The sequence below is a fragment of the Chryseobacterium sp. S0630 genome (genome assembly GCF_024158915.1).
GTDB lineage: Bacteria > Bacteroidota > Bacteroidia > Flavobacteriales > Weeksellaceae > Chryseobacterium.
Genome location: NZ_JAMZGF010000042.1, coordinates 1 through 24,885 on the forward strand (window position 1 = coordinate 1; position 24,885 = coordinate 24,885).

Here is a 24,885-nt window from a genome sequence, read left to right on the forward strand (position 1 = left end):
CTTATTTTTGAGAAAAGGCTCAGATTATAAAATCTAAGCCCTGACTTTTTAACTTACACACTTTACGGGATAGTGTCGAATTTTGTTATATTTTTTTATATTTAAGTTAAAGTTTTCGGCGCAACTAACTTCTAACTTCTAACTTCTAACTTCTAACTTCTAACTTCTACTTCTAACCTCTAACTTCTAGTTTCTAATTAAAAATGTACCTGCTTGATTTCTTCTTCAATTTCCTTTGGTGTTTCATCTTCAGATTTTACAAAAATCATGGTTACTACAGCTCCAATCAGCATGCAAACACCTCCAACAACAACATAATCCATGGCCTGTTTTCCGAAAATACCGCTTACGACAGGACCTCCGAATAAACCATTGATGATCTGCGGAATCACAATAAAGAAGTTGAATATTCCCATATAAACACCCATCTTCCGTTGTGGAATCACCTCAATAAGCATGGCATAAGGCATTGCCAGAATACTTGCCCAGGCAAAACCTAATCCGATCATTGAAATCCATAGGTTGTTGACATCTTTAATAAAGTACATTGAAACCAGTCCCAAACCTCCACACAATAAAGCTAAAGCATGAGTCTGTTTTTTACCAATCAGTTTAGCGATAGGTGTTAACAGAAACGCAAACGGAATTGCCCAGAGATTATACATTCCGAAAAGTTTTCCGGTAAGGTCACCTGCATCATTAAATGCTTTGGAATGGGTATCTTCCGGGGAAAGACCGAAATGATGGGTTGCCAATGCACTGGTTGTGAAAACCCACATCGTAAACAATGCAAACCACGAGAAAAACTGAACAATTCCCAGTTTTTTCATCTGTGCAGGAATCGCAGCAAAATCTTTAAAAATATCTGAAAACTTAGAGTTATGTTGTTCTCCTTCTTTTCCATCTTCAAAATCAGCAAATTCCTGTGGGGAATACTCTCTGGTTGTCATGATGGTGTATAGAATTGATATGATAAGCAATCCTGCACCAATATAAAAAGAGTAAATAACATTATCCGCAACAAATCCTTCTGGAGCTACATTGGAAATTCCCATTTTTGTTAACCAATCCGGTAGATAAGAGCCTAGTACCGCACCGATTCCAATTAAAATCGTTTGTACGGAAAATCCTATAGTACCTTGATGTTTGGGAAGCATATCTCCTACCAAAGCTCTGAATGGCTCCATCGCAATATTGACCGAAGCATCCATCATGGCAAGGAATATTACCGCTAACAAAAGAGCATTGGCCGCAAACATCTGCGTAACTGAAGCTGCATTAGGAAGCAAAACCAATCCTATAGCACACAAAACAGCGCCAATCAGGAAATAAGGTTTTCTTCTACCCAACGGACTCCAAGTATTGTCGCCCATGTGGCCGATTATAGGCTGAACAATCAGACCTGTAATGGGGGCCACCAGCCAGAACCACGATAATTCGTGTACATCTGCTCCTAAATTCCCAAGAATACGGCTCGCATTTCCATTCTGTAGTCCAAATGCCATCTGAATTCCCAGGAATCCCATGCTCATATTGATAATCTGGAGCATTGATAAGTCTGGCTTTTTTCTTTTTCCGACTGCCCCAGTATCATATTTCCCCATCATTATTGCCATTATGACTTCAGTTTTTGAATTAATGCATCTTCGATAGGTGCTTTTTCAGTAACCACTTTATCTACCACTTCATTAGGAACTGTCACAGAAAGAACATATTGTTTTACCTTCCAGCTTCCATTGATTTTTTCTACCACTCCGGAACCTCTGCAAATTTTCATCTGCGTATCCAATAATTCATCAAACCATGCCAGTTTTCCATCTTTGCTGAAGTAAATATTTCTTTTAAGCGCTTTAAAATTCCAGGTTTTCTTTTTGTCGAAATAAGGTTTTGCCCACACCATAAATGCTTTTTTATCCCAGATTTCGGTAGCATCTGTTCCGATGAAAGTAGATTCATCCGCAAAGAGATTAAAATACCCTGTATAATCCGCCTTTGCAGCTGTTGCATTGAAAGTGTCCAGCATCATACTTATTTCCGTTTTTTCTTTCTCAAATGTATTTTTTGACTGTGCGGTAAATAAAGAGAATCCCAGTAAAAAAAGGATTAATGTATAAGCAGTCGTTAGTTTTTTCATATGGTATTATTATTTTTCTAGTTCAATAATCAATGATGTTTTCGCAGGAATATTCATATTGTTTTGTAATGAAATTTCTTTGTCTGAAATAATCTCTTTTCCTTTTGCAAATCCGTTAAGTGATTCCGCAAATCGTTTCAATTCTAACGACTGATCTTTTTCATTATTGTTGATGATTACCATTACACTTTCTTTTGCATTATATCTGAAGTACACAAAAACACCATCCTGAGGAACGAAATTTTTAGTCTTTCCATTATGAATCACCTCTTTGCCTTTTCTCCAGTTCATTAATTTTTGAGTAAACTGAAAAAATTCTTTCTGCTCCTGAGTCTGAGTAGATGAATTGAAAGCATTTTGTTGATCAGATTTCCATCCTCCCGGAAAATCTCTGCGGATATCGGCATCGCCTCCTGCTTTTTTATCGCCTCTCATTCCTATTTCAGATCCGTAATAAATCTGTGGAATTCCTCTTACTGTCGAGATCAGAGTGAGTGCCATTTTGTAGGCATCAGGGTTTACATTAAAGATTTCGTTCCACCTTTCGGTATCATGATTTTCGAAGAAAACAAGCGTATTATTGATATCCGGGTAAAGAAAATCACTGGTAAAAGAATCGTAAATACGGATCATTCCTTTATCCCAGCTTTCTTTTTCTTTAAGGGCTTTAGGCATATTTTCAAACAGCATGAAGTCCATCACAGAAGGTAAATTTGAATTGTACCCTTCTATTTCTCCGATCTTCGAATTTTTCTGCCATGCTGCAATTTGTGCCGCCGTATAAAGCCAGGTTTCTCCTACAATATTGAATTTCGGATATTCATCAGTGATTGCCTTTGCCCATTTTGCCATCGCATCTTTATCATTGTAAGGATAGGTATCTACACGAAATCCTCCCAGTTCGGCATATTCTATCCACCAGATTGCATTTTGTATGAGATACTTCAGAACCAATGGATTTTTTTGGTTGATATCAGGCATCGTAGTATCAAACCATCCATCCAGTGCATATTTTTTATCAATATCAGAAGCATTGGTATCAAATTGCGTTGTGGTTTTATAATTGGAACGTTTAAATCCTTTTTCTCCTTCATCAAACCAATGGATCCAGTCTTTGGAAGGAAGATCTTTAATCATCCAGTGTGAGCCACCCCAGTGATTGGTAACATAATCCATCACCAGCATCATCTTTCGTTTATTCAGTTCCTGAGATAATGTTTTATATTCTTCGTTGGTACCGTAGCGGGAATCAATTTTATACAGATCGGTCTGAGCATAACCGTGGTAGGAATACACTTTTTCGTTGTCTTCATTCACTGGAGTCAGCCAGACTGCTGTTGCTCCCAGATTCTGAATATAATCAAGGTTATTGATAATCCCACGGAGATCACCTCCATGTCTGCCGTTTGGAAGACTGCGATCTGCTTTCTCGGTAAGTTCCGGCCTTGAGTCATTCTTCTCATCACCGTTGGCAAATCGATCCGGCATGATCAGATACATGAGATCTTTTGAAGTAAAAGATTCACGGTTGGCAGATCCCGGATTTCTTTGTTTCAGCTCATAAGTGTATGAACCTATATTTTTTTTGCCTTTTTTAAGATTGATAGCAAACTTCGGAACGTTTATCTCGTTGGTATTGACTGTAATAAAAACATAATTCGGATTGTCTACTTTCCGGATGTCTTTAATCTGTATTCCATCTGAAAGCGTAATTTCGTTATTAGCCACTTCTTTTCCGTACACAAGAATCTGAAGTTCAGGATTTTTCATTCCCTTCCACCAGAAAGCCGGTTCTACTCTTTCCAGATTTTTCTGAGAAAAAGCACAAGAAGCTATTGAAAGGGCGAATGCTGCATATATTGTCTTCATATTAGTTTTCAATTTAGCATTAAATTTTCAAATACACGTTCAAAAATGTTACGGAAAACCTCTTTTTTTCATCTTCATTTCTAGAAGATGATAAGATTAAATATCTTCATTTTAAATTTTATAAAGAATAATTAAATTTTTCACAAAAAATTCATGCATAAAATTAATTTCCCATGCTTTTTATGTTTAGTTTTATAGAAAAAATGTTGGATTTCAGCAATATATTCAAAACTGAAGGACCGGATGTTGTTTACACATGGACAATTCCTGTTTTTGCTGCTATAATTTTCCTGGAAATGGCCTACAGTCATTTTAATAAAGAGAAAATATATGAGACTAAAGATGTAGCAACAAATGTTCTTTTCGCCTTGCTTAATTATGGGCTAGATATCATCATGAAAGGTTTTTCATTATTCGTTATGATGTTTTTTTACCAACATCGTCTTTTCGACTGGCAGGAAGGAATCTGGTACTGGATCGCCGTATTCCTGGCCCAGGACTTTGCTTATTATGTCCATCATTATGTAGATCATCATTCACGTGTTTTCTGGGCAGTACATATTACGCACCACAATTCTGATTATTTCAATATCAGCACAGGATTCAGAAGTCCTGTATTTCAGCCCTTGTACAGGTATTTATTTTTCTCTCCATTAGCTTTCATGGGCTTTCATCCGTGGCATATTCTGGTAGCGTATTCTTCCATACAGATTTACGGTACATTTGTACACACTCAATCCATTAAAAGTATGGGATTTTTAGAATATATTCTGGTGACTCCTTCTCATCACAGAGTACATCACGCTTGTAATATCAAATATCTGGACCGTAACATGGGAATGGGACTGATTATCTGGGATAAAATTTTCGGAACTTTTGAAAAAGAAGATCCTGAAGTTCCTGTAAAATATGGTGTTTATCCTAAAATAAAATCCAAAGACCCTGCAACGATGCTTTTCTATGAATGGAGAAGAATAGGGAAAGATATCAGACAGCCGGGAATCTCTTTTAAAGACCGCATTAAATATCTTTTTTATTCGCCGGGATGGAGGCATGACGGTACTGGAAAAACTGTCAAACAGTACCAGAAAGAATATAAAGAGAAAGTAAAAACTCCTGTTAAAGTACAGGAGCAACTATTAGAATCTGAAAATCAATATTCCCAACTGATTCAACAGGCAGAGGATAAATAAAAATACCCCGGCCATCGAAAATTCGATAAACCGGGGCACCTTAGTGTCTCTTTACAATTATTTTACTGGTTTAATTGAAATTGCGAAACCGCCACTTCTTACCATTTTAAAATTAATTTTCGACTTACCTGTAATCTCTTTTTTATAGATGTTATAGCTTTGAGGATTATCAATATAATCAGCGTTTTTTCCGTCTTCATAGATGGTTGCTTCATATTTTTTTCCTTTGTCTAAGAAAGAGAAATCTACTGCATATTCACGTTTGTTTTCATCAGTAATACCTCCTACAAACCAGTTTTCAGTACCTTTTGCTTTTCTTGCTGTAACTACATAATCACCTGGCTCAGCAGCTAAGATTTTTGTATCATCCCAATCTGCTGCTACATCCTTAATAAACTGGAATGCATCCATGTGCTTTTTGTAGTTTTCAGGAAGATCTGCAGCCATCTGAAGCGGCATATACATCGTTACATAAAGCGCTAACTGTTTTACCAAAGTAGTTTTTACAAAACGGTTATCTCCAGGGAAATAATAGTCAAGTTTTGTCTGGAAAATTCCCGGCGTGTAGTCCATAGAACCTCCCATCCATCTTGTAAACGGAAGAACCGTCTGATGATCTGGCTTATTTCCTCCGAAAGCTTCATATTCCGTTCCACGAGCTGCTTCTGCAGAGATGTAGTTCGGATAAGTACGGCTTTCTCCCGTAGGACGTACAGACTCGTGAGAATTCACCATGATTTTATAGTCGTTTGCTTTTTCTGCAATTCTATAATAATGGTTGATTGTCCATTGAGAATAATGATGTTCCCCTCTAGGAATGATATCTCCTACATATCCGGTTTTCACGGCATCATATCCATACTTATTCATTGTTTGGAAAGCTTTATCCGCCCATCTTTCATAGTTCGTGGCAGAACCTGAAGTTTCGTGGTGCATGATCAGCTTGATTCCTTTTGAATGGGCATATTCATTCAACATTTTAATGTCAAAATCCGGGTAAGGTGTGATGAAATCAAAAACAAATTCTTTTGAGTGTCCGAACCAGTCTTCCCAACCGATATTCCATCCTTCGATCAATAATCCCTGGAATCCGTTTTCTGCAGCAAAGTCAATATATTCTTTAACTTTTGTATTGTTGGCAGCATGTTTTCCGTTTGGAGTTAATTTTGCAAAGTCTGTTTTACCTAAATGAACATTTTCAGCGATAGAATAAGCCCACTGTGATTTCCCGATGATCATTTCCCACCAGACTCCCATGTATTTTGTAGGGTGAATGTAAGAAGTATCGGTGTACTTTGTAGGCTCATTAAGGTTGAAGATCATTTTAGAATCCATCACCTGTTCTGCTTTCGGAGCTACAATAATCGTTCTCCAAGGCGTTACTGACGGAGTCTGAATATATCCTTTCGCTCCCTGTCTGTCGGCAGTCAAATGCGTTTTGAATTTAAAATTCTGTGCATCTACCTCAAGGTGTGAAGCCGGATAATCTAATACAGCAGCTTCAGCAACGTTGATATATAAAGGTTCTTTTCCTTCTTTTTTAAGCATCAATGGAGACTGAACTGCATTTTTCACCAATGACTGTGAAGCGTTTGCATCGTATGCTTTGTCCCATTTTGAAGGAATTTCAGACACTTTAGTTTCCTGATACTGATATTCCTGAGAATCGTAATCTGCTACCATCCACCATGCCTTCATATCGGTAGGGAAATCGATTTCAGAATCTTCTTCTCTGATGACGAAATAATTAAGGTTTTTCTGTTGTGGAAATTCATATCTGAAACCAAGACCATCATTGAATAGTCTGAATTTCACCACAATACTTCTGTCTGTAGAAGCCTGGTTCAGGGTAACTGCCAGTTCGTTGTAATGGTTGATATAATTTTTCTTTTCTCCTAAAACCGGCTGCCAGGTTTCATTTTTGGAGTCTCTTTTTTCATCTGTCTTCGCAAAACCGTTGTTCAGATCGTATTTTGCATCTTCTGGTTTGGCAATCTCAGAAGCGAATTTTATGGCTGTGTCTTTAAATAATCTCAATCCCAATTTAGAATCTTCCACTACTACTGCACCGTTATACTTAAGGTTGTAGTAAGGCACTCCTTCTTTCAACTGAAAGTTCATTTCAAATTTCCCGTCCGGAGATTTTAAAGCTTGGGCTTTCACACCTGTAAACATCATTGAGAGCAAAAGTGCTCCAACTGTAATTTTCTTCATAATGACTATTTATTAACTTAAAAAATAGATAAAGTGCCGCAGTAAAGCAGCACTTTGCTTTATTATCAGATTTAATCTATTATATTGGTTTTATTGTATACACACCTAATTTAACATCTACTGAGATTTTATAATTTCCACCAGTACCATCAAATTTGATATTTCCATTACTTCCTTTTGGCCCCAAGTATCCTGTATTCCCGTCAGCCGTTATATTACCCCAGTCTAAATCACCAAAGCTCTGCTGACCAAGAAATTTAAATTCAGAAGCTGCTGGAAGAGCTATTGTATATTCAAATTTTCCATTTCCTAAACTATTCATTGGAATAGCTGTAGCAGCATTCCATCCGTTAATAGTACCTACCAGATACATATTTGTTGGATTCCAATTATTAATAGGTGATGGAGTTACAGTAATTGATTTTTGTGTAGCATCCGCATCAATAACTATTTTATACATTCCTGTTGCTCCATTAAACTGAATATTTTCAGCAGGTGCTGCCAATAAGTTATTTGACCAGGTTTTGAAATACTTATAAGTAGTATTAATTCCTGCAGTATCTAAACTATAATTGATAGGACTCCAATCCTGCTGTCCCAAAAATCTAAATGATTTACTATTCTCCAGATAAGTATAGATTGTGGAAAAATTATCTTTTTTATAAAGAAGCTGAGCTGCTGTTGCATTCCAACCTACAGCCGACGCATCTCCAACAATATAAAATGAAGGGTAAGCAGTAGTATAAGGTGTTACCTTAATAGTCACTGCATTTGAAACGATCGCAGCATTCTCTCCAAGTTTTGAAGAAAGTCTCACTTCAACATCAGCTGCAGTTTCAGGAATTAATCCCGCATCTAATACATAATTATTGAAATCCGCTACTGTAAAGGTTACTTTGGTAGCTCCATCATTCAAATCCACATTTTTCGGAGTGGCAAAGTTTGTTCCCTTAACAGCAATCTGAAGCTGATTCTTCTGAGCAACAGCTACACCATAGTCAGGCATTTTCCAATTAAAAGTGATCGCAGATTGTGTGGCATTATCTTTAAGTAAAACCAAACTTGTTTTATCTGAAGTAAGGCTAGATGCAGAAGGATTTCCCAATACTGCCCTATCTTCATCTTTCTCACAGGAAATAACCAAAAATCCTAAAACAAGAAGTGTAAATATTTTGAATAAATTTTTCATTGTAATCAAATTTTTAAATTAATATCCAGGATTCTGAATTAAGTTTGGATTAGCAATAATATCTTTTGCAGGAATAGGATAAAGATTTCTATAGTCTTCTACACTTTTTCCATCCTTAACTCCTCCTTTCCAAGGCCATAAATATGAAGCAGTAGTAAATTTACCATAACGGATAAGGTCTGTTCTTCTTGTCATCTCCCAGCCAAGTTCCCTTCCTCTTTCATCCAGTATATAATCTGTATTAATAGAAGCTACAGTTCCAGCACCAGCACGTTTTCTTAAAGCATTTACATAACCAAGAGCTGTTGCCGCATTTCCTCCACTTCCTCCTCTTAAAGTAGCCTCAGCATACATTAAGTAAACATCAGCCAATCTGAATAAAGGAATATCAGTATCACAGAAGTTTCCGGCAGCATCAGATCCTGGTTTACCTGCACTCGTTAAATTTTTGTATTTAACAAATCCGTAACCATCTGTAAAAACTCCTAAATCATTAATCTCAAGATTCTGTCCGTCTGTATAGAAGTTACCTCTTTGATCAGAAGGAGATCCCGCAAATAAATTGACATAAGCCTTTGTAGTTCTTAAACCACCCCAGCCGCCACTGATCCCAAAACTTGAAGCAGGCATACTTCCTCCTACTCCAGCATGGATAAGATATGTTGTCCCTCCAGATGTCTGAATATGAACACCGTCAAATGCAATTGGAAGTATCACTTCCGGATTATTTTTATCATTATCCGCAAGGAATAAATCTGCAAATTTTGTTTTCAGAGAATACCCCGACTGAATTATTTTATTACAATACGTAATACAATCTGTATAATGATTAGAGCCATTATAAACCTGAGAATTAAGATACAGACGAGCCAATAAAGCCCATGCAGCTGCTTTATCTACTCTTGCATAAACATTTGCTTTAGGATCTTTCAGATCTCCAGATACTGCAAGCAGTTCACTTTCAATAAAATTAAATAACTCTGCCCTGGTAATTCTTTTAGGTGGATTAACAGATCCCGGCAAATAACTTTCATCAACGAAAGGTACATTTCCAAAAAGATCCAGCGCATAATAATATGATAATGCACGAAGGTATCTTGCTTCAGCTCTCATATATTTTGCCTCTGTTAAATTAGCACCAGTAATATTATTTGATGCAAGTTTTTCATCGGTTACGTTTCTTAAAAACTCATTACTTGTAGCAATTTGTGTAAAAATTCTGTAATATGCACCTTCAACAAACTCACTTGAAGAATCCCAAGTCATTTTATGAATTGTCTGTAGGGTACCATCATTCCAGGCAATTACCGCTTCGTCTGTGGGAAGGGTCTGCAATGTATACAATACTCTTGTATATTGTGAGAAGTTTCCATCAATTCCGTTAATATCTGAGTTTCCACCATTTGTATTCTGTCCACCATTTGCAAAACCTCCATAAATTTTTGCTAACGCTAAAGGATAATTAGCAAAATCAGTAAATACACTGGCAGAAGTGACATCCGTTATAGGCTGCTGTTCAAGATCGTTCACACAAGATGTTGCAGTAAGAATACTGAATAAGGCTGCAACAGCTATTATATTTGTTTTAAATTGTTTCATTTTTCTTAAAATTGAAAGTTAAACCCTAAAGAATACACTTTTGGCATCTGATAATATCCATTGTCAATGTTTCCAAATACTTCAGGATCTATTCCCGAATATTTGGTAATCACAAATACGTTTTGAAGCATCGCATATACTCTGATATTGCTTCCTTTATAGAAAACATCTTTAAAATTGTACCCTGCGTTGATATTATCTAACCTTAAGAAAGAAGCATTTTCTACAAAAATATCGGAGAAATATTGTGGGCTTGAAAATCTGTAATCTGCTGCAGTAGAATACACATTCTGCAGATAATTATTGGTTGTTAATGACTGAATTGAACTATTGGAGGCAGCATTATTATAGACATAATTCCCTAGTACAGCTCTTGCACTTAAACCAATATCCCAGTTATTGTGAGAGAATTTAGTATTAAATCCTATGATAGCATCCGGCTGTGTTGATTTGTAATAATATCTGTCATTAACATCAATTTTTCCGTCATTGTTTCTATCTACATAGATTCCATCCAATGGTTTCCCATTAGCATCATAAACTTGTTGGAATACATAGAAAGCATTAGGCTGGCGTCCTACCGTATGAGCCTGAATTGTATTATTCACACCACCATCAATTCCTCCTACCAGAATTCTGTATGAAGAATCCGCTCCATTAATAAGCTTGGTAATCTTAGATTTATAGTGCGTAGCATTAAAAGATACTTCCCATGTTGTATTTTCTTTTTTTACAGGAACAAATGTAACCGAAGCTTCTATACCCTTTGTCTGCATATTCCCCACATTCAAAAGATTATGGTTACTTAAATCCCCTGCTGCAATTGGTGAATCTACAATAAGATCTTTCGTATCTTTCTGATAAACATCAATGGAACCTGTGATTCTGTTTTTTGCAAAACCAAAGTCAATACCTGCATTTTTTGTTGTTGTGATCTCCCAACCTAGATTTGGATTATAAATTTCGGGTCTCATCATAAAAAAGAACTGATCTCCAAACTGGTATTCTGCTCCACTGAAACTTAAATTATAAGCAGCATAAGATGGGTAGTTTCTCGGTTTATTTGTATCTAGTGTAGGAAGTTCTTGTTGTCCGGTTTTACCCCAACCAGCTCTTAATTTTAAAACATTGATACCTGTATCTTTCAGGAAATTTTCTTCGTTAATTTTCCATGCAACTGACACACCTGGGAAGTTCCCCCACACATTACTGCTGGTACCATTATAAAATCTTGAAGAACCATCTCTTCTTATGGAGGCTGAAATAATATATTTATTAGCTATCGTAAAAATACCTCTACCGTAGAATGATAATAGGACACTTTTCGTTTCAAAATCATTAGTAAATGTATTTTGCCCTCTTCCTTTGAAAGTAGTTGATCCCGGAATAATTGTATGAAAATCCTGATAAGCATATCCTGCAGTAAGATCAATAGTAGTAGAAATTGAAGAAATTGTTTTAAGATAATTTAAATAAGTTTCCAGCAACTTATTCTTTTTCTCCATCGTATACTGATTATAGGTTCCTAAATCACCTATCCCAGCTCTGTATATTGGACTTACAGTTTTCGCTCCATTACTTTTAGAGTAATCATATCCAGCATTTACATTAACATGTAAATCAGGCAAAAAGTGCAGCTTATAATCTAATTGAATATTTCCTAATCCTCTCCAAAGAGAAGATACATCGTGTACACCATTTAAAAGACCAACTGGATTGGAAGTTCCATTTACATTAAGACCGGTAATATCATTATTAGGATCTGTCCATTCATAAAACCCTCCGTATTTTGTGTTTCCTGAATAAACAGATTGGGTAGGATCAAAATATGTAGCAGCCTTAATTACTTTATCATCAGTAAATCTATTGTCTGTGAAAGTACCTTTTGCATTTACATTTACGCTTAAATGATTATCAAAAAATTTAGGATTCAAATTTAACCCTACAGAGGTTCTTTTAAAAGAATTCGTCTTTACGATACCATTTTGATCATTATATCCGATCGATAAGCGGTATGGCAACCCCTTAATACCTCCTGAAAATGCCAAATTATTATCCGTTCCCCATGCATTTTGATAAATAAGATCCTGCCAATTTGTATTAGCAGTCCCCATTCTTGATACATTATTAGCAACTGCAGCATTTGTTTTTGCAAGATCATTTACAAATGATCTGTATTCATTGGCATCAAGAACATTCACATTATCCATTTTTGTAGAAACAGTGGTAAGAGTTGAAAAATTAACTTTTAATTTACCTGCAGTTCCTTTTTTAGTAGTGATTAAGATAACCCCATTGGAAGCTCTGTTACCATAAATTGCCGTAGCAGAAGCATCTTTAAGAATATCAAATGTTTCAATATCATTTGGATTAATAAGTGATAATGGATCCGATGCTCCGTTTATCCCTGTAAAATCCTGTGGCACACCATCAATCACGATTAATGGTGAATTTTCACCATTCAAAGAAGAAGTACCCCTGATCCTGATTTTCGTTCCTGAACCCGGAGCTCCGCTGTTATTGGTAATCTGAACTCCTGGTGTTTTACCCTGGATCAACTGCCCGGCAGAAGTAGCTCCTCCGTTGAAGTCTTTAGCCGTAACAGAAGTTATAGAACCGGTAAGATCAGATTTTTTCTGTTTTCCATATCCGATTAGTACAACTTCGTCAATCTTCTTCTCCTGAGGAAGAGAATCTTTTTTCTGCGCATGTATTACTGTACTGGCCAGTAAAAAAGCGGGCGCGATTTTTAATACTGTTGCAAAATTCTTCACAATCTTATTTTTTTATAGTTTCGTTTTTCAGTCATATTTTGGCCTGGAGCCAGACTCGCAATTTAAAAAAAAAATAGAATTATTATAAATTTAATATAATTTTAGTTAAAATTATGTATATTACGAAACCCATTTTAGTTAGTTTTTTAAAATCCAATAATTTACAACGTCTTATGCATTGCATAATATTTGTTTTAAATTAAGATAATGTTAAACAACTGTTTAACTTAATTTCATATTCAGCTCCTAAAATTTGCTTTCTTCATCATAATAATGCCACCAATAGCGGTATTCAACAGATATTCCTTATCTTTGCAGTTAAAACTTTACTATAAATGTCAAACAGAAAGATGATTACGGCAGCTTTGCCTTATGCAAACGGGCCGGTTCATATAGGACATTTGGCAGGTGTTTATATTCCTGCGGATGTTTACGCAAGATTTCAGAGAAGATTAGGAAAAGATGTAGCGTTTATCTGTGGTTCGGATGAGCACGGGATTCCTATTACCATAAGAGCTAAAAAAGAAGGAGTAACTCCTCAGGATATCGTGGACAAATATCACGAAATCATTAAAAAATCTTTTTCTGACCTTGGAATTTCATTTGATGAATATTCCAGAACAACGTCTAAAAATCATTATGAAACCAGTCAGGATTTCTTCAAGGTTTTATACGAGAAAGGAAAATTCACTGAAGAAGTTTCTGAGCAGTATTTTGATGAGCAGGCGGGAGAATTCCTTGCTGACCGTTATATTGTAGGAACATGTCCTAATTGTGGTAACGAAAACGCTTACGGAGATCAGTGTGAGAAATGTGGTTCTACCCTTTCTCCTTCTGAGCTGATCAATCCGAAATCAATGCTTAGTGGAAATGTTCCTATCCTTAAAGAAACCAAAAACTGGTACCTTCCATTAAACGAATACGAAGACTTTTTAAATGAATGGATCATTGAAGGTCATAAAGATGACTGGAAGCCTAACGTATACGGACAGGTTAAATCATGGTTGAATGATGGCCTTAAGCCTCGTGCAATGACCAGAGACCTTAACTGGGGAGTTCCGGTTCCTCTTCCGAATGCAGAAGGAAAAGTATTATACGTATGGTTTGATGCTCCTATCGGTTATATTTCTTTCACCAAAGAATGGGCGGAGAAAAACGGAAAAGACTGGAAAGACTACTGGCAAAGTCCAGAAAGCGATCTGGTACATTTTATCGGAAAGGATAATATTGTTTTCCACTGTATTATTTTCCCTTCGATGATGAAAGCTCATGGAGATTATATTATGCCGGCTAATGTTCCTGCTTTTGAATTCCTGAATCTTGAGAACGATAAGATCTCAACATCAAGAAACTGGGCAGTATGGGCTCATGAATATGTGGAAGATTTCCCTGGACAGCAGGATGTTTTAAGATATGCTCTTCTTTCATCTGCTCCGGAAACAAAGGATAATAACTTTACATGGAAAGATTTCCAGACTAAGAATAATTCTGAATTGGTAGGGATCTTCGGAAACTTCATTAACAGAGTTGCTGTTCTTATTCACAAATATTATGACGGTGTTGTTCCACAAGGTGATGTAAACAGCCCTGAACTACAGGAAATAAGTAAATCGGCAAAAGAAATCTCAGGATTCCTTGAAAATTATGAGTTCAGAAATTCATTAACTGCATTAATGAACCTTGCCCGTTTTGGAAACCAGTATCTTCAGACAGAAGAACCTTGGAAAACCATCAAGGACAACCCGGAAAAAGCGGCTCAATCTTTATTCGTTGGAGCACAGATAGCTGTTGCTTTAGCTCAGTTATGCGAACCTTTCATGCCTTTCAGTTCTGACAAATTATTGAACATGTTCAATGTTGAGAAGAAAGACTGGAGTTCTATTGAAAACCAATCAGTGCTAATTGAAACAGGGCATAAAATTAACGAATCATCTCTTCTTTTCTCAAAAATTGAAGATGATGTCATTGAAGCTCAAATCCAAAAGCTGGAAAACACAAAACAAAACAATAAAAAAACAAACCCTAACGCAAACCCTATGAAAGAAGAGATCACATTTGATGACTTTACTAAAATAGACCTTAGAACAGCTACCATTTTAGAAGCTGAAAAAGTAGAAAAAGCAGACAAATTATTAAAGCTTACTGTAGATACAGGAGTAGATGTAAGAACTGTTGTTTCCGGTATTGCTGAAAGTTTCACTCCTGAAGAATTAATCGGGAAGCAGGTGATGATCCTTCTGAATCTTGCGCCAAGAAAGATCAGAGGAATTGAGTCTCAGGGAATGTTATTATTAACAACAAAACCAGACGGAAAATTATCTTTCGTAACTCCGGATGACAGCAATGTTGAAAACGGTATTGAGATCGGATAATTAAAATCTTTATAAAGATAACAGGCTGTTTCATGAGAAGCAGCCTTTCTTTTATATACAGTTTATGGTTAATAGAAATGTTTTAAGAAAGCTTTCCAATCAGGAATTAGAAGGATATTTAAAAGAAGGCAACCGTTTTGTTCCGGAGGCAGTTCAGGCAGCTTTTGAAATTCTGGAAGAAAGAGGGCGTGTTTTCAATGAGCAGGAAAAAACAACTGTTCAGCAATTGATTCAGCGTAAACAAGAAGCTGAAGAAGCAAAACGTGCAGAAGAAGTGGAAGTTTGGAAAGATCATATTACAGAAGATCCGGAGGCCATTAAACTTTATTCGCGAATGACTATTTTTGTCAGCAGTATTTTGTTCAGCACGATTCCCGGAGCTATTTTACTTTCTCTTAATTTAATCAAACTCAGAAAATACTTTCCTGCCTTTCTGACACTGGCATTTGGTGTGCTTTTTTTTATATTTCAAAAATACGTCCTGCTTTCCCATTTTGATTTTGGTACATCTTCCAGATACAGTCCCGAAATTGGGGTGATTGGAATCGGAGCTCTCAGTCTAATTCTTATCAGCGTTTTAGCGACTCCCAAAAAACTTCCTTACCGTGCAGCATCATATATTTTCCCGGTAATTTTATGTTTGGGAACAGCTGTTGTGATGTATTTTTATTTTCAGGAATGGTTTTCTAATTATCCGTTTGCAAGAGCGATTCATCTATTCAGACAATAGCAAGGAGCTGATTCCCGCTATCCACTTTTACTCCTCGCACCCAGCTGTCACCCTGAGCGTAGTCGAAGGGCCTCTTCTTTGCTGTGGGGTAACCGTTACTATCGGGGCTAGAAAGTACAAAAAAAGTCATTCCGGTTTACAGAATGACCATATATTAGTTCGTGAGATTGCTTCGCTTTCAGCTCGCAATGACTTGTTGTCAATTATTTCTTAGTTAGTTTTGCCAGATAAGAATCTTCATCTTTCAAAACTCTTTCTATTTTGAAGCCATTATTTGTGGCAGCATTTTTCAACGTATTAAAGTCAAGATACAGCCAGGTAATCGGTTCCTCGGATTCTCCTTTATAATGAACTACGTATTCCAGTTCTCCGTAATATCCACCAGCCGGAATATACACTCCACCGTCTTTATCACGGTCGAACATATAAAGAATATCCGTACTGTCAATTAAAACCTGTCCGCCATCGTTCAGTAAAGTATGCAATTTCTGAAGATAAGTATCAATTTTCGCAAGGCTTTCAAAAACTCCGGTACCGTTCATCAATAATAAAATGGTATCAAAAGTTTCTTCAGAGAAATCAAGCATATTTTCACAAACTGCTTTTTTAATGCCTCTGAGCTTGCAGACCTCAATTGATTTTGGTGAAATATCCAAAGCCGTCACCTCAAGATTTCTTTCATTTTGAAGGTATAAAGAATGAGAACCTGCTCCCGCTCCGATATCCAGAACTTTTCCGTTGGATAACTGCAGTGCTTTCTGCTCAATATCATTCATTTCTTCAAAATCTCTGAATAAATAATCCACCGGAAGTTCATCCAGCTCAGAAATTGACGTTTCAGTCTGCAGATCTTCAGGATTGTCATTGTGGTAATAATCCCAGATCGCTCTGCCCATTAAATCTTTCATAGTGCAAAGATAGTAGTTCAATGTTCAATGTTCAAAGTTTTTAGTTGAATGTTGCGAGATGCGGGTTTGCGAGGTACGGGTTTCGAGATGCAGAGTACGGGTTCCCAGTTACAAGATACGGCGTACCTTAAACTTTAAACTTTAAACTTTAAACCTTGAACTTTAAACTCTCAAACTCTCAAACTCCTGCCACCTACTCCATCGAATCCTTCTCTTTATGTCTGTCCGCCTGAGATTCATTTTCTGCTACACCTGCTTTCCAGTAAGAATAAGCATATAGTTCCTGGGAAGTCCAGTTTTTCTCTTTTCTCAGATAAGTACGGATTTCTTTCACGCTTGAGAATTCACAGGCTACATAACCAAACTTTGTTGATTCTGGAATCTCAATACTTTTTACAGCATTTGAAATTTCACTGCTGATCTGAGGCTCTGCATTGTGTAACCATTTAAAATCAATCTGAGCTTTGGTTTCAAGCAGTTGTTCATCTTCTTTTCCATGAACTTCGATAATACATATCCCATTTGCCGTTTCAGGAAGTGTTTCTAAAATAGCACTGATGACCGGAATAGCTGTAGCATCTCCTACCAGCAAATACCAATCCGCTGCCGGATACAATTCTTTCCCTTCCAAACGCATCATGACACCCAGTTTTGAGCCTGCTTCAGCTTCTCTTACCCATCTTGAGGCTGGTCCACCGTCTCCGTGATCTACAAAATCGATGATCAGTTCATTTTTTTCCAGATCAATTCCTCTGTGGGTATAGGTTCTGATGGATGGAGCCACTTCTTTTGGCGGATACACCCATTGATGATTTTCGTCCAGCGCAGGGAAATGAATCTCGTTCAGTCCAGCCGGAGGAACTGCGATCTTATTATTATCTCCCACCATCGTATTTTTGAACAGATGAACTTCCGGTGAGTACAAATACACTCTGATAAAATGGTCAGTAATGTATTCTTTTCTGGTGACTTCGGCAACAATCTGCCCTGTTGAAATTTTAGCCATAACTGATTTTTTTAAAGTTAAAATCCGGTTTCCGATTGATTCAGAAACCGGATTTGAAATACAATATGTTTTCAGATCAAGGCATTTTTACCTTCATCTTATTTTTAAAATTCAAAAGTGTAAGAAAGATTGAATGTTCTTCCTCTTCCTTTATAATTAAACAATTCCGGAAGTCCGTAAGTAGAATACAGTACCTGGGAACGCTTGCTCCATATTGTCTGATAATCTGTATTGAATAGATTCTGGATTCCTAAATTGAATTTTCCAAAATGGAATCTGTATCCTATCATCAAATCTGAAGTATTATACCCTTCCACTACATTATTAAGCTCGTCTTTCTGTTTGAAATTCTGCAAAGACTGGAATCTGAATGACCAGTTCTGAATGTTATAGCCGATATAGGTTACCAATTTGGAAGGAGAAGCATTATAAATCTCCTGTTTCTGCCATTCTCCCTTATTATCTACCTCAGATTTGATCAAAAGTCCGCTTGCCCCGAAATAAACTCCGTTGTTTAAGGAATAAGAAACCTCAGCTTCAATTCCCATGTTTCTTAGTTTCAAATCATTCACAAGAATCTGGAAAGTCTTCTTATCTACAGCAACGGTTTTGTCTGAATTACTTAAAAATCCTGCAATCTGGGCTCTTAAACCACCTCTGTTGACACGGTAACCTACCTCAAACTGATTGGTTTTGATAGCTTGAAGCGGCTGTTCTTTTACATTGATACTGGATATTACATCCCAGTTTGTTCCTACCAATTTGTACTGTCCGATTCCATAAAATTTAGCAGGATCAGCTAAGCTTGCTCCCTGGGAAAAAGTTCCCCAAACCTGATGCTGCTCATTGAATTTGTATAATAAACCTGCATTAGCTAAAGTCACATTATAAGAACTTTCGCCTCCGGGAATTGCGGATGCTGAATTTCCATAGCCCATAGCAATCTGTGTCTGCTGCTCTGAACCTACAAAATCATCCATTTTTACGTTGATATGCTGATAACGGATTCCTGCATTCAATTGCAGTTTTGGAAGAATATTATATTTTGCCTGAACATATCCTGCATAACTCTGTGAGTGATTCGTAGGATATCTGCCAAGGCTGTATTTTGTTTCGTTGATTAAACCTCCGCTAGACATGGTTTTTGCGATATCATAAACAGATTGAGTTCCTTCAAATTTTTCAAAATCGAAATCTGCTCCGTAAGTCACATTCAGCCCTCGCCATGATTTTGACAGCAAAGCTTTAATCCCTGAGTAATAAGTATCCTGCTGTGAAGAAGACATATAAGGTATTTTCCCCGTCTGCAAAGTAACATTTCCCGGGAATGGATAGAATCCTAATTTTTCACCACGGGTAGCCAATTGTACATACAAATCCTGTCCGCCTAAAATTCCATTTCCGTTATACGCTACGGTGGCCATATAACGTTCTGTTCCTACATTTTTATCGGATGAGAAACCATCTCTCATTTCCAATAATGAAGCATTTTTTGTAGTAAATGCACTTAAATTTTCACCTAAAAATAAGCTTCTGTCTCCATTAAATTTAGAGTTGTAATACTGAACAGAGGCTGTTATTTTATGTTTATTGTTAAACTGATATCCTCCTGTAGCCAAGACATCAATAGACTGGTTATACTGAAGGTCCGTCTGGGTTATATCTGTAAAAAGCTGTTTCTGATCTGCCCCATACACTCCACCATTCTGTTGGTAAGCAACACCTAGTCTTCCGAAGAACTTTTCTCCTTTAGCAGCAATAGACTGAGCAGCACGGAAATCATGGTCATCTTTTCCCATAAATCCTGTACGTACACCCAATTCAGTTTCACCGCTGATTCCTTTTTTGGTAGGTGTTTTAGTAATAATATTGATAATCCCACCAGTAGCATTCCCTCCATAAATTGAGCTTGCACCTGAAAGCACTTCGATTCTTTCGATATTAAAAGGGTCTATCGCATCCAGCTGACGGCTTATGGCACGGATACTGTTCAAAGTGACTCCATCAATCATCACAAGCGCTGAACGCCCTCTCATATTCTGTCCGTAATTGGTTCTTCCCTGAGGACCAATATCCATAGAAGGTATCAGAATCGATAACATTTCTTTGATCGGAACTCCACTTTTGGCCTGCTCCTGGATCTTTTCTTTCTGTACTACCCAAACCGTTCCCGGAACTTCAGAGATTTTTGTAGGTTTTCTGGAGGCTACGATCACCACATCTTCAATACCTTTAGAGGCAATAGTATCTTTAGCGGTCTGGGAAATCATCACTCCCGAAACCAAAAGACCTATGAATGCATACTGCTTTTTCATTCTTTCTACTTCAAAGTTTTATAATCTCACAAAGATAATTGTTATTTAGAAAGAATAAAAATAACAAAATATGAGATTTTTCCTTATTTTATGATGACAAACATGTTTTTTACAGAGAGATTGTTTTAATTCTGGATATATTAAAAACCATTAAGAGGGATTTAAGAAATAAAGTAGAGTTAAGATGAATCATTCTGATTTTAACCTTAAAGCGAAGCCCACCTTAATAATCTCAACACCTTCATACAATCTTAATGGTTCAAAAAGCTTAAACAGGTTTAAAGTTTAACATCTTATTAAAAACGTAAAATCCCAGCCCAACGAAGGACCAGGATTTTACTAGTGAAAAACAAGGTATTTTTTATACTGCAGGACCTGCTGCATCTTTTATTTCTTCTAATAATTTTCTTCTTTCGCGAAGTCTTCTTCTCGCGATAACGGATTTACCTCCCAAAACTCTTATAAATCTGAAATACTGGAATCGTTTTGCTCCAAAATGATGGGTCGCAACATAAATCAATACCGCAAATCCAACTAAAATAATATATCCGAATATCTTTTTGGTGGCGATGATAATGGCATTAAGCTGAATCGCTTTCATATTAGCCGCAACATTTTGAGGAGTAATGGTCATTCCATCCATATAAACGGCAAGGTCACCTATTGCTGTAACCTGAAAACGGTATTGAAACCACGAGTACAGTGTTGAAAAAATTCCTACAGCCAGGAAGGTTCTCCAAACCAATACAAGTCCGATGGCTGCCAGCATTTCATCCATTTCAAGTTTATCCAGTGTATAAAACCATACAGAGATAAACAGTGAACACATTCCATAGCCTTTTAAAAACATAGGCAGATACCAGTTGTCATAACTGAATTCCAAAACCATAGAAAAGTACATGATAATAGCATATCCAATCATAGCAGCAAAACCGGAAAAAATATACATTTTCAAAGGTTTTTCTTTTTTGAACCAGAAGATGGCTATGATTCCTGCTAAAATAATTCCGGGAATCATCAATAAACTTAGCCTGGTATTGGTCAATTGGTCATATCCCAATACTCCCACTGCAAAAGTATTCTGAATAGAAGCTGTTCCTAAAAACATTCCCAGCCAGAAAAGCATAAACAATCCATTCTGTACATTATTTTTTTTGAAGATTTTGAATGAAAGGTACGGTCGTTTTAAAGTGAGCTGACGGATAGAAAGCAGTGCAAAACTTACAAAAGCAGCAATGCTCGCATTCATGATATTTTTAGAGTTGAACCAGTCCTGTTGTCTTCCAAATGAATACACATATGCAGAAAACATAAAAGTGGAGATGAAAAGCAAAATACTCAACCAGTCAATATAATGCAGAGGAACTTTTAACGCAAAATATTTATTATGCATAAAAATCCAGTGGATCAAAGCTAAAATAAAGCATAACACAGCTGTAAAAAGGTAAAATTGCTGCCAATTGTAAAGAAGAGCAAACTCAGCGGCATAATAGGTAGCTACCTGGTTCATGACAAGAACGAAGGTATAAAAAGCTCCGTAAAACATCCCGCGGTTTCCAATCATCACCATCAGTGGGAGGAACAACTCTATGGTAACCATCATCTTCATAAAACCAATCAACAGAGAAGTAAATATGAAAACCATCGGCTGTAAAGTAGTTCCGTTCACATAGCTGAGTAATCCTAAAAGGACCAGCAATAAAACCAGTTTATCTCTTACTTTGAATCTCATTTTGATTCTGATAACAACAGGCATACAGGCTCCCATCCCAATGGTAGTTGCGTAGTTAGCCCACATAAAATATTCTGTCATGGCTCCGGTACCGCTTACCAGAGAACTGATATTTCCTGTATACACCCCACCGATGGGCATTACTACAGCAAGCAGTAATACAATCAGCAGCAGCTGTATGGGTTTTGGTACCCAGTCATTATATAATCCTTTGTTGTACATGATGAAGTTAGAAGTTAGAGGTTAGAAACCAGAAGTTAGTAACTGAAAGTTTTCAGCTTAACTTCTGTATTTTCCAATCTTTTAATCTTTCAATGATTAAAGCTTTAAATTATTGCCCAATATTTACATTCATATTCATTCCGGCACTCAGTTTATCCAGGTCTTCTTTTTTGTTGGAAGCTGTAAACTCTATTCTTACAGGAATTCTCTGCTGTACTTTAATGAAGTTTCCGGTAGAGTTATCTGTTGGCACATTTGAATATCTTGAACCGGTAGCCGCAGAAACTGCTGTGACTACTCCTTCGAATTTTTTACCGCCTAAAGCATCAGCTGTCATGAAAATTTTCTCACCTACTTTAATGTTTGGCATCTGGCTTTCGAGGAAGTTGGCGGTTACCCATTTCTGACCATTCAGAACGATCGTTGCCACCTGTTGTCCCGGTTGGATCAACTGACCTTCAGAAATTGTTCTTCTCCCCATTACTCCATCATAAGGTGCTGTAATAACAGTATACGAAAGATTGATCCTTGCCATATCCAGAGCCGATTTTGTTCTTTTAATTTCAGCATCATTGATTCCCAGTCTGCTTTTCACTTCTGTAGTAGAAAGGTTGGCGGATTGTTTTTGATTCACCAGCGTTTCATAAGCGGCCTTTTGGGCATCATATTCTGTTTTTACCTGATCATATTGTTGTCTGGTAACGGCTTCAGCTGCCAAAAGGTTTTTGTATCTATTTAAATTCTGCTCAGCATTCCATAATCTCGCTTTCGCTCCTGCAATATTAGACTGCATGACATTGATATTGTTGGAAACCGTATTCACGGAAGAACTTGTTGCTGTTTTCTGAGCCATTGCATTCTGATAAGCTGCTTCTGCCTGTCCCAATTGAGTAAGAATTTCACGTTCGTCAAGGATTACTAAAGTATCTCCTTTTTTTACACGTTGATGTTCAATGAATTTAATTTCCTTGATATAAGCAGAAACTCTTGTATTGATAGGATTAATAAATTCCTCTACCTGTGCCGCTTCTGTATAGGTTTTACTTCCGATATGGAAATATTCACGGATTAACCAGAATAGTCCGAATCCAATCACCAGAAAAACGATGATGTTGGAAATGATTGCTCTGATTTTATTCGTTTTATTTTTCTTTTTTTTATTTTCTACAGCAGATGTTGCCGGAGTTGGTGTTGTATTTTGAGTAGTTTGTCCCTTGTTTTCCATTGTTGATTTTCAGTTTTAAAAATTAAAGTGTTCCCGTAGATTTCAAAAGGTTGTAATACTGATACAAAACATTGATCTCAGCATTTGCATAATCCAGCTCTGACTGTAGCTTCTGATTCTGCGCATCAATCATTTCTGCCTGCACAGCCAATTGGTTCAGATATTTCGCTTCTGTAATCTTGTAGTTTTCTTCAGCCAGTCTTTTGGAATCATTCAGAATATCAGCCTGCTGAATCGCTTCCTGATATTTTGTATAGGCTGCGTTCACTCCCATATCTACATTCTGCTGTACCAGAGTTTTGGCATCATTCGCCTGATTCTTCTGCAGCTCACCTAATTTTACTTTTTCCTTTGTTTTAAAAAGAGTATCGATATTATAACTCAAAGAAACTCCTGTCTGCCATCCTCCTGAATACATATCCAAAACAGGATTTCTTGTTGTAATCGGTCTTTGCAGCGTATACCCACCAAATCCTGCCAATGTAGGCGCATTATCGGTTTTGATAATCTCTATATTTTTATCTGCAACTGCAATATTTTTTTGAGCCGATTTCAGTAACGGATTGCTTTCATGAGCAAGATCTGTATAATATTCCATACCTATTCCGGATTCTTTATTCTCCAGACTTTCTGTAGGAACAATCTCCGTGTCAGAAGATAAACCTAAAGCAATGTTCAGATTATAATTAAGGATTTTCTTATTGTTGGTAAGGGTAAGAATTCCCTGATCCAGGTTTTTGATGGCCAATTCTCCACGTATCACTTCGTTTCGGGTTACCATTCCCTGTTGATAGAATTTCTGGATGTTTTTCAGACGTTCCTGAGCCAGTTTTTTATTATTCTGAAATACCTCTTCCTGATTGATGATTTTATAGACATCCAGATAATTGGAAATCACTAAAAATTTCACATCCTGCTTATTTTTCTCTAAATCCAGTTCCGAAAGCTGTTCACGAAGCCCTGCCATTTCAATAGATTTATTCACCAATCCTCCTTTGAAGATCAATTGTGTTGCCTGTACAGCATATGAACTTCCATAATGCGGCATCGGAACGTTTGTAGAATTCGAAAAGTCTTTGTCAATAGCTACTGCATCTCCTAAATAGAACTGACTTGTAGAAGCTGTGATCGTAGGAAGTTTCTGAAGCTTAACGACATTCGTATTTTGTTTTGCAATACCAATGTTCTGTGCAGAAACCTTGAGCTGCTGGTGATTCTGAACAGCGAGTTCCGCCACCTCACTTGCGGTCATCTGCTTGATCTGTTGTGAAAAAAACAGCGCAGGAAAAGCTGCTATCAATACAGATAGTGCTGTTTTTATTTTCTTTGTCATTTTACCTTGTTTTACAGATGCAAAGTTAGGTCAACAACAAAATCAATCAAATGTTTGATTTTTGGAAAAA

Annotated in this window: 16 protein-coding genes; 3 read left to right on the top strand and 13 right to left on the bottom strand. The window is 36.9% G+C overall.

Translation table 11 applies throughout. From position 1 onward, the window contains the following. Positions 1–197 precede the first annotated feature (197 nt). From NK356_RS16765 to NK356_RS16775, 3 genes are read right to left on the bottom strand one after another with little or no spacing between them, the layout of a single operon-like run. Entirely contained in the window at positions 198–1,616 is a 1,419-nt protein-coding gene (locus NK356_RS16765; protein ID WP_253317512.1) for an MFS transporter, read from the bottom strand. Then, positions 1,616–2,134: a nuclear transport factor 2 family protein gene (locus NK356_RS16770; RefSeq protein WP_034695902.1), complete on the bottom strand. Its 519-nt coding sequence runs from the start codon at positions 2,132–2,134 to the stop codon at positions 1,616–1,618. The genes NK356_RS16765 and NK356_RS16770 overlap by 1 nt, the downstream gene beginning before the upstream one ends. 9 nt (positions 2,135–2,143) lie before the next feature. Next, positions 2,144–4,003, bottom strand: a complete 1,860-nt coding sequence (locus NK356_RS16775) for a glycoside hydrolase family 13 protein (RefSeq protein WP_253317513.1) — start codon at positions 4,001–4,003, stop codon at positions 2,144–2,146. Between the two features lie 203 nt (positions 4,004–4,206). Between NK356_RS16775 and NK356_RS16780 the strand changes: the two genes are divergently transcribed. Continuing rightward, on the top strand, positions 4,207–5,196 hold the full coding sequence (locus NK356_RS16780) for a sterol desaturase family protein (protein WP_253317531.1): 990 nt from the start codon (positions 4,207–4,209) through the stop codon (positions 5,194–5,196). A gap of 57 nt (positions 5,197–5,253) precedes the next feature. Here the strand turns inward: NK356_RS16780 and NK356_RS16785 are convergent, their stop codons facing one another. From NK356_RS16785 to NK356_RS16800, 4 genes are all read right to left on the bottom strand, one after another. Beyond that, positions 5,254–7,410, bottom strand: coding sequence for a glycoside hydrolase family 97 protein (locus NK356_RS16785; protein ID WP_253317514.1), 2,157 nt, complete (start codon positions 7,408–7,410; stop codon positions 5,254–5,256). A 79-nt stretch (positions 7,411–7,489) separates the two neighbouring features. After that, entirely contained in the window at positions 7,490–8,599 is a 1,110-nt protein-coding gene (locus NK356_RS16790) for a SusE domain-containing protein (protein WP_253317515.1), read from the bottom strand. An 18-nt stretch (positions 8,600–8,617) separates the two neighbouring features. After that, complete coding sequence (locus NK356_RS16795; protein WP_253317516.1) at positions 8,618–10,198, bottom strand: RagB/SusD family nutrient uptake outer membrane protein; 1,581 nt, start codon at positions 10,196–10,198, stop codon at positions 8,618–8,620. A 5-nt stretch (positions 10,199–10,203) separates the two neighbouring features. Next, positions 10,204–12,972 carry a SusC/RagA family TonB-linked outer membrane protein gene (locus NK356_RS16800; protein ID WP_253317517.1) on the bottom strand — a complete coding sequence of 923 codons (2,769 nt, stop codon included), beginning with the start codon at positions 12,970–12,972 and terminating at the stop codon, positions 10,204–10,206. A gap of 335 nt (positions 12,973–13,307) precedes the next feature. Between NK356_RS16800 and metG the strand changes: the two genes are divergently transcribed. Further along, positions 13,308–15,344 carry a methionine--tRNA ligase gene (gene metG / locus NK356_RS16805; RefSeq protein WP_253317518.1) on the top strand — a complete coding sequence of 679 codons (2,037 nt, stop codon included), beginning with the start codon at positions 13,308–13,310 and terminating at the stop codon, positions 15,342–15,344. 64 nt (positions 15,345–15,408) lie between these two features. Further along, positions 15,409–16,074, top strand: coding sequence for a hypothetical protein (locus tag NK356_RS16810; protein ID WP_253317519.1), 666 nt, complete (start codon positions 15,409–15,411; stop codon positions 16,072–16,074). Positions 16,075–16,277: 203 nt separating this feature from the next. Here the strand turns inward: NK356_RS16810 and NK356_RS16815 are convergent, their stop codons facing one another. The 6 genes from NK356_RS16815 to NK356_RS16840 form a co-directional block, all read right to left on the bottom strand. Beyond that, entirely contained in the window at positions 16,278–16,982 is a 705-nt protein-coding gene (locus NK356_RS16815) for a bifunctional 2-polyprenyl-6-hydroxyphenol methylase/3-demethylubiquinol 3-O-methyltransferase UbiG (protein WP_034695913.1), read from the bottom strand. A gap of 193 nt (positions 16,983–17,175) precedes the next feature. After that, on the bottom strand, positions 17,176–17,988 hold the full coding sequence (locus NK356_RS16820; RefSeq protein WP_253317520.1) for a siderophore-interacting protein: 813 nt from the start codon (positions 17,986–17,988) through the stop codon (positions 17,176–17,178). Positions 17,989–18,092: 104 nt separating this feature from the next. Beyond that, a complete protein-coding gene (locus tag NK356_RS16825) occupies positions 18,093–20,303 on the bottom strand; it encodes a TonB-dependent receptor (protein ID WP_253317521.1) in 2,211 nt (736 codons plus the stop codon). A 361-nt stretch (positions 20,304–20,664) separates the two neighbouring features. Beyond that, complete coding sequence (locus NK356_RS16830) at positions 20,665–22,257, bottom strand: MFS transporter (protein ID WP_253317522.1); 1,593 nt, start codon at positions 22,255–22,257, stop codon at positions 20,665–20,667. A 109-nt stretch (positions 22,258–22,366) separates the two neighbouring features. Next, positions 22,367–23,482 carry an HlyD family secretion protein gene (locus tag NK356_RS16835; RefSeq protein WP_253317523.1) on the bottom strand — a complete coding sequence of 372 codons (1,116 nt, stop codon included), beginning with the start codon at positions 23,480–23,482 and terminating at the stop codon, positions 22,367–22,369. Between the two features lie 22 nt (positions 23,483–23,504). After that, the gene (locus NK356_RS16840; RefSeq protein ID WP_034695921.1) at positions 23,505–24,815 is read right to left on the bottom strand and encodes a TolC family protein; all 1,311 of its coding nucleotides are present in this window, start codon (positions 24,813–24,815) and stop codon (positions 23,505–23,507) included. Positions 24,816–24,885 lie beyond the last annotated feature (70 nt).

Coding starts and splice junctions, on each gene's coding strand:
- NK356_RS16770 (WP_034695902.1), bottom strand. CDS start 2,134: ATGAAAAAACTAACGACTGCTTATACATTAATCCTTTTTTTACTGGGA.
- NK356_RS16785 (WP_253317514.1), bottom strand. CDS start 7,410: ATGAAGAAAATTACAGTTGGAGCACTTTTGCTCTCAATGATGTTTACA.
- NK356_RS16820 (WP_253317520.1), bottom strand. CDS start 17,988: ATGGCTAAAATTTCAACAGGGCAGATTGTTGCCGAAGTCACCAGAAAA.
- metG (WP_253317518.1), top strand. CDS start 13,308: ATGTCAAACAGAAAGATGATTACGGCAGCTTTGCCTTATGCAAACGGG.
- NK356_RS16840 (WP_034695921.1), bottom strand. CDS start 24,815: ATGACAAAGAAAATAAAAACAGCACTATCTGTATTGATAGCAGCTTTT.
- NK356_RS16790 (WP_253317515.1), bottom strand. CDS start 8,599: ATGAAAAATTTATTCAAAATATTTACACTTCTTGTTTTAGGATTTTTG.
- NK356_RS16765 (WP_253317512.1), bottom strand. CDS start 1,616: ATGGCAATAATGATGGGGAAATATGATACTGGGGCAGTCGGAAAAAGA.
- NK356_RS16835 (WP_253317523.1), bottom strand. CDS start 23,482: ATGGAAAACAAGGGACAAACTACTCAAAATACAACACCAACTCCGGCA.
- NK356_RS16825 (WP_253317521.1), bottom strand. CDS start 20,303: ATGAAAAAGCAGTATGCATTCATAGGTCTTTTGGTTTCGGGAGTGATG.
- NK356_RS16830 (WP_253317522.1), bottom strand. CDS start 22,257: ATGTACAACAAAGGATTATATAATGACTGGGTACCAAAACCCATACAG.
- NK356_RS16815 (WP_034695913.1), bottom strand. CDS start 16,982: ATGAAAGATTTAATGGGCAGAGCGATCTGGGATTATTACCACAATGAC.
- NK356_RS16810 (WP_253317519.1), top strand. CDS start 15,409: ATGGTTAATAGAAATGTTTTAAGAAAGCTTTCCAATCAGGAATTAGAA.
- NK356_RS16795 (WP_253317516.1), bottom strand. CDS start 10,198: ATGAAACAATTTAAAACAAATATAATAGCTGTTGCAGCCTTATTCAGT.
- NK356_RS16780 (WP_253317531.1), top strand. CDS start 4,207: ATGTTGGATTTCAGCAATATATTCAAAACTGAAGGACCGGATGTTGTT.
- NK356_RS16775 (WP_253317513.1), bottom strand. CDS start 4,003: ATGAAGACAATATATGCAGCATTCGCCCTTTCAATAGCTTCTTGTGCT.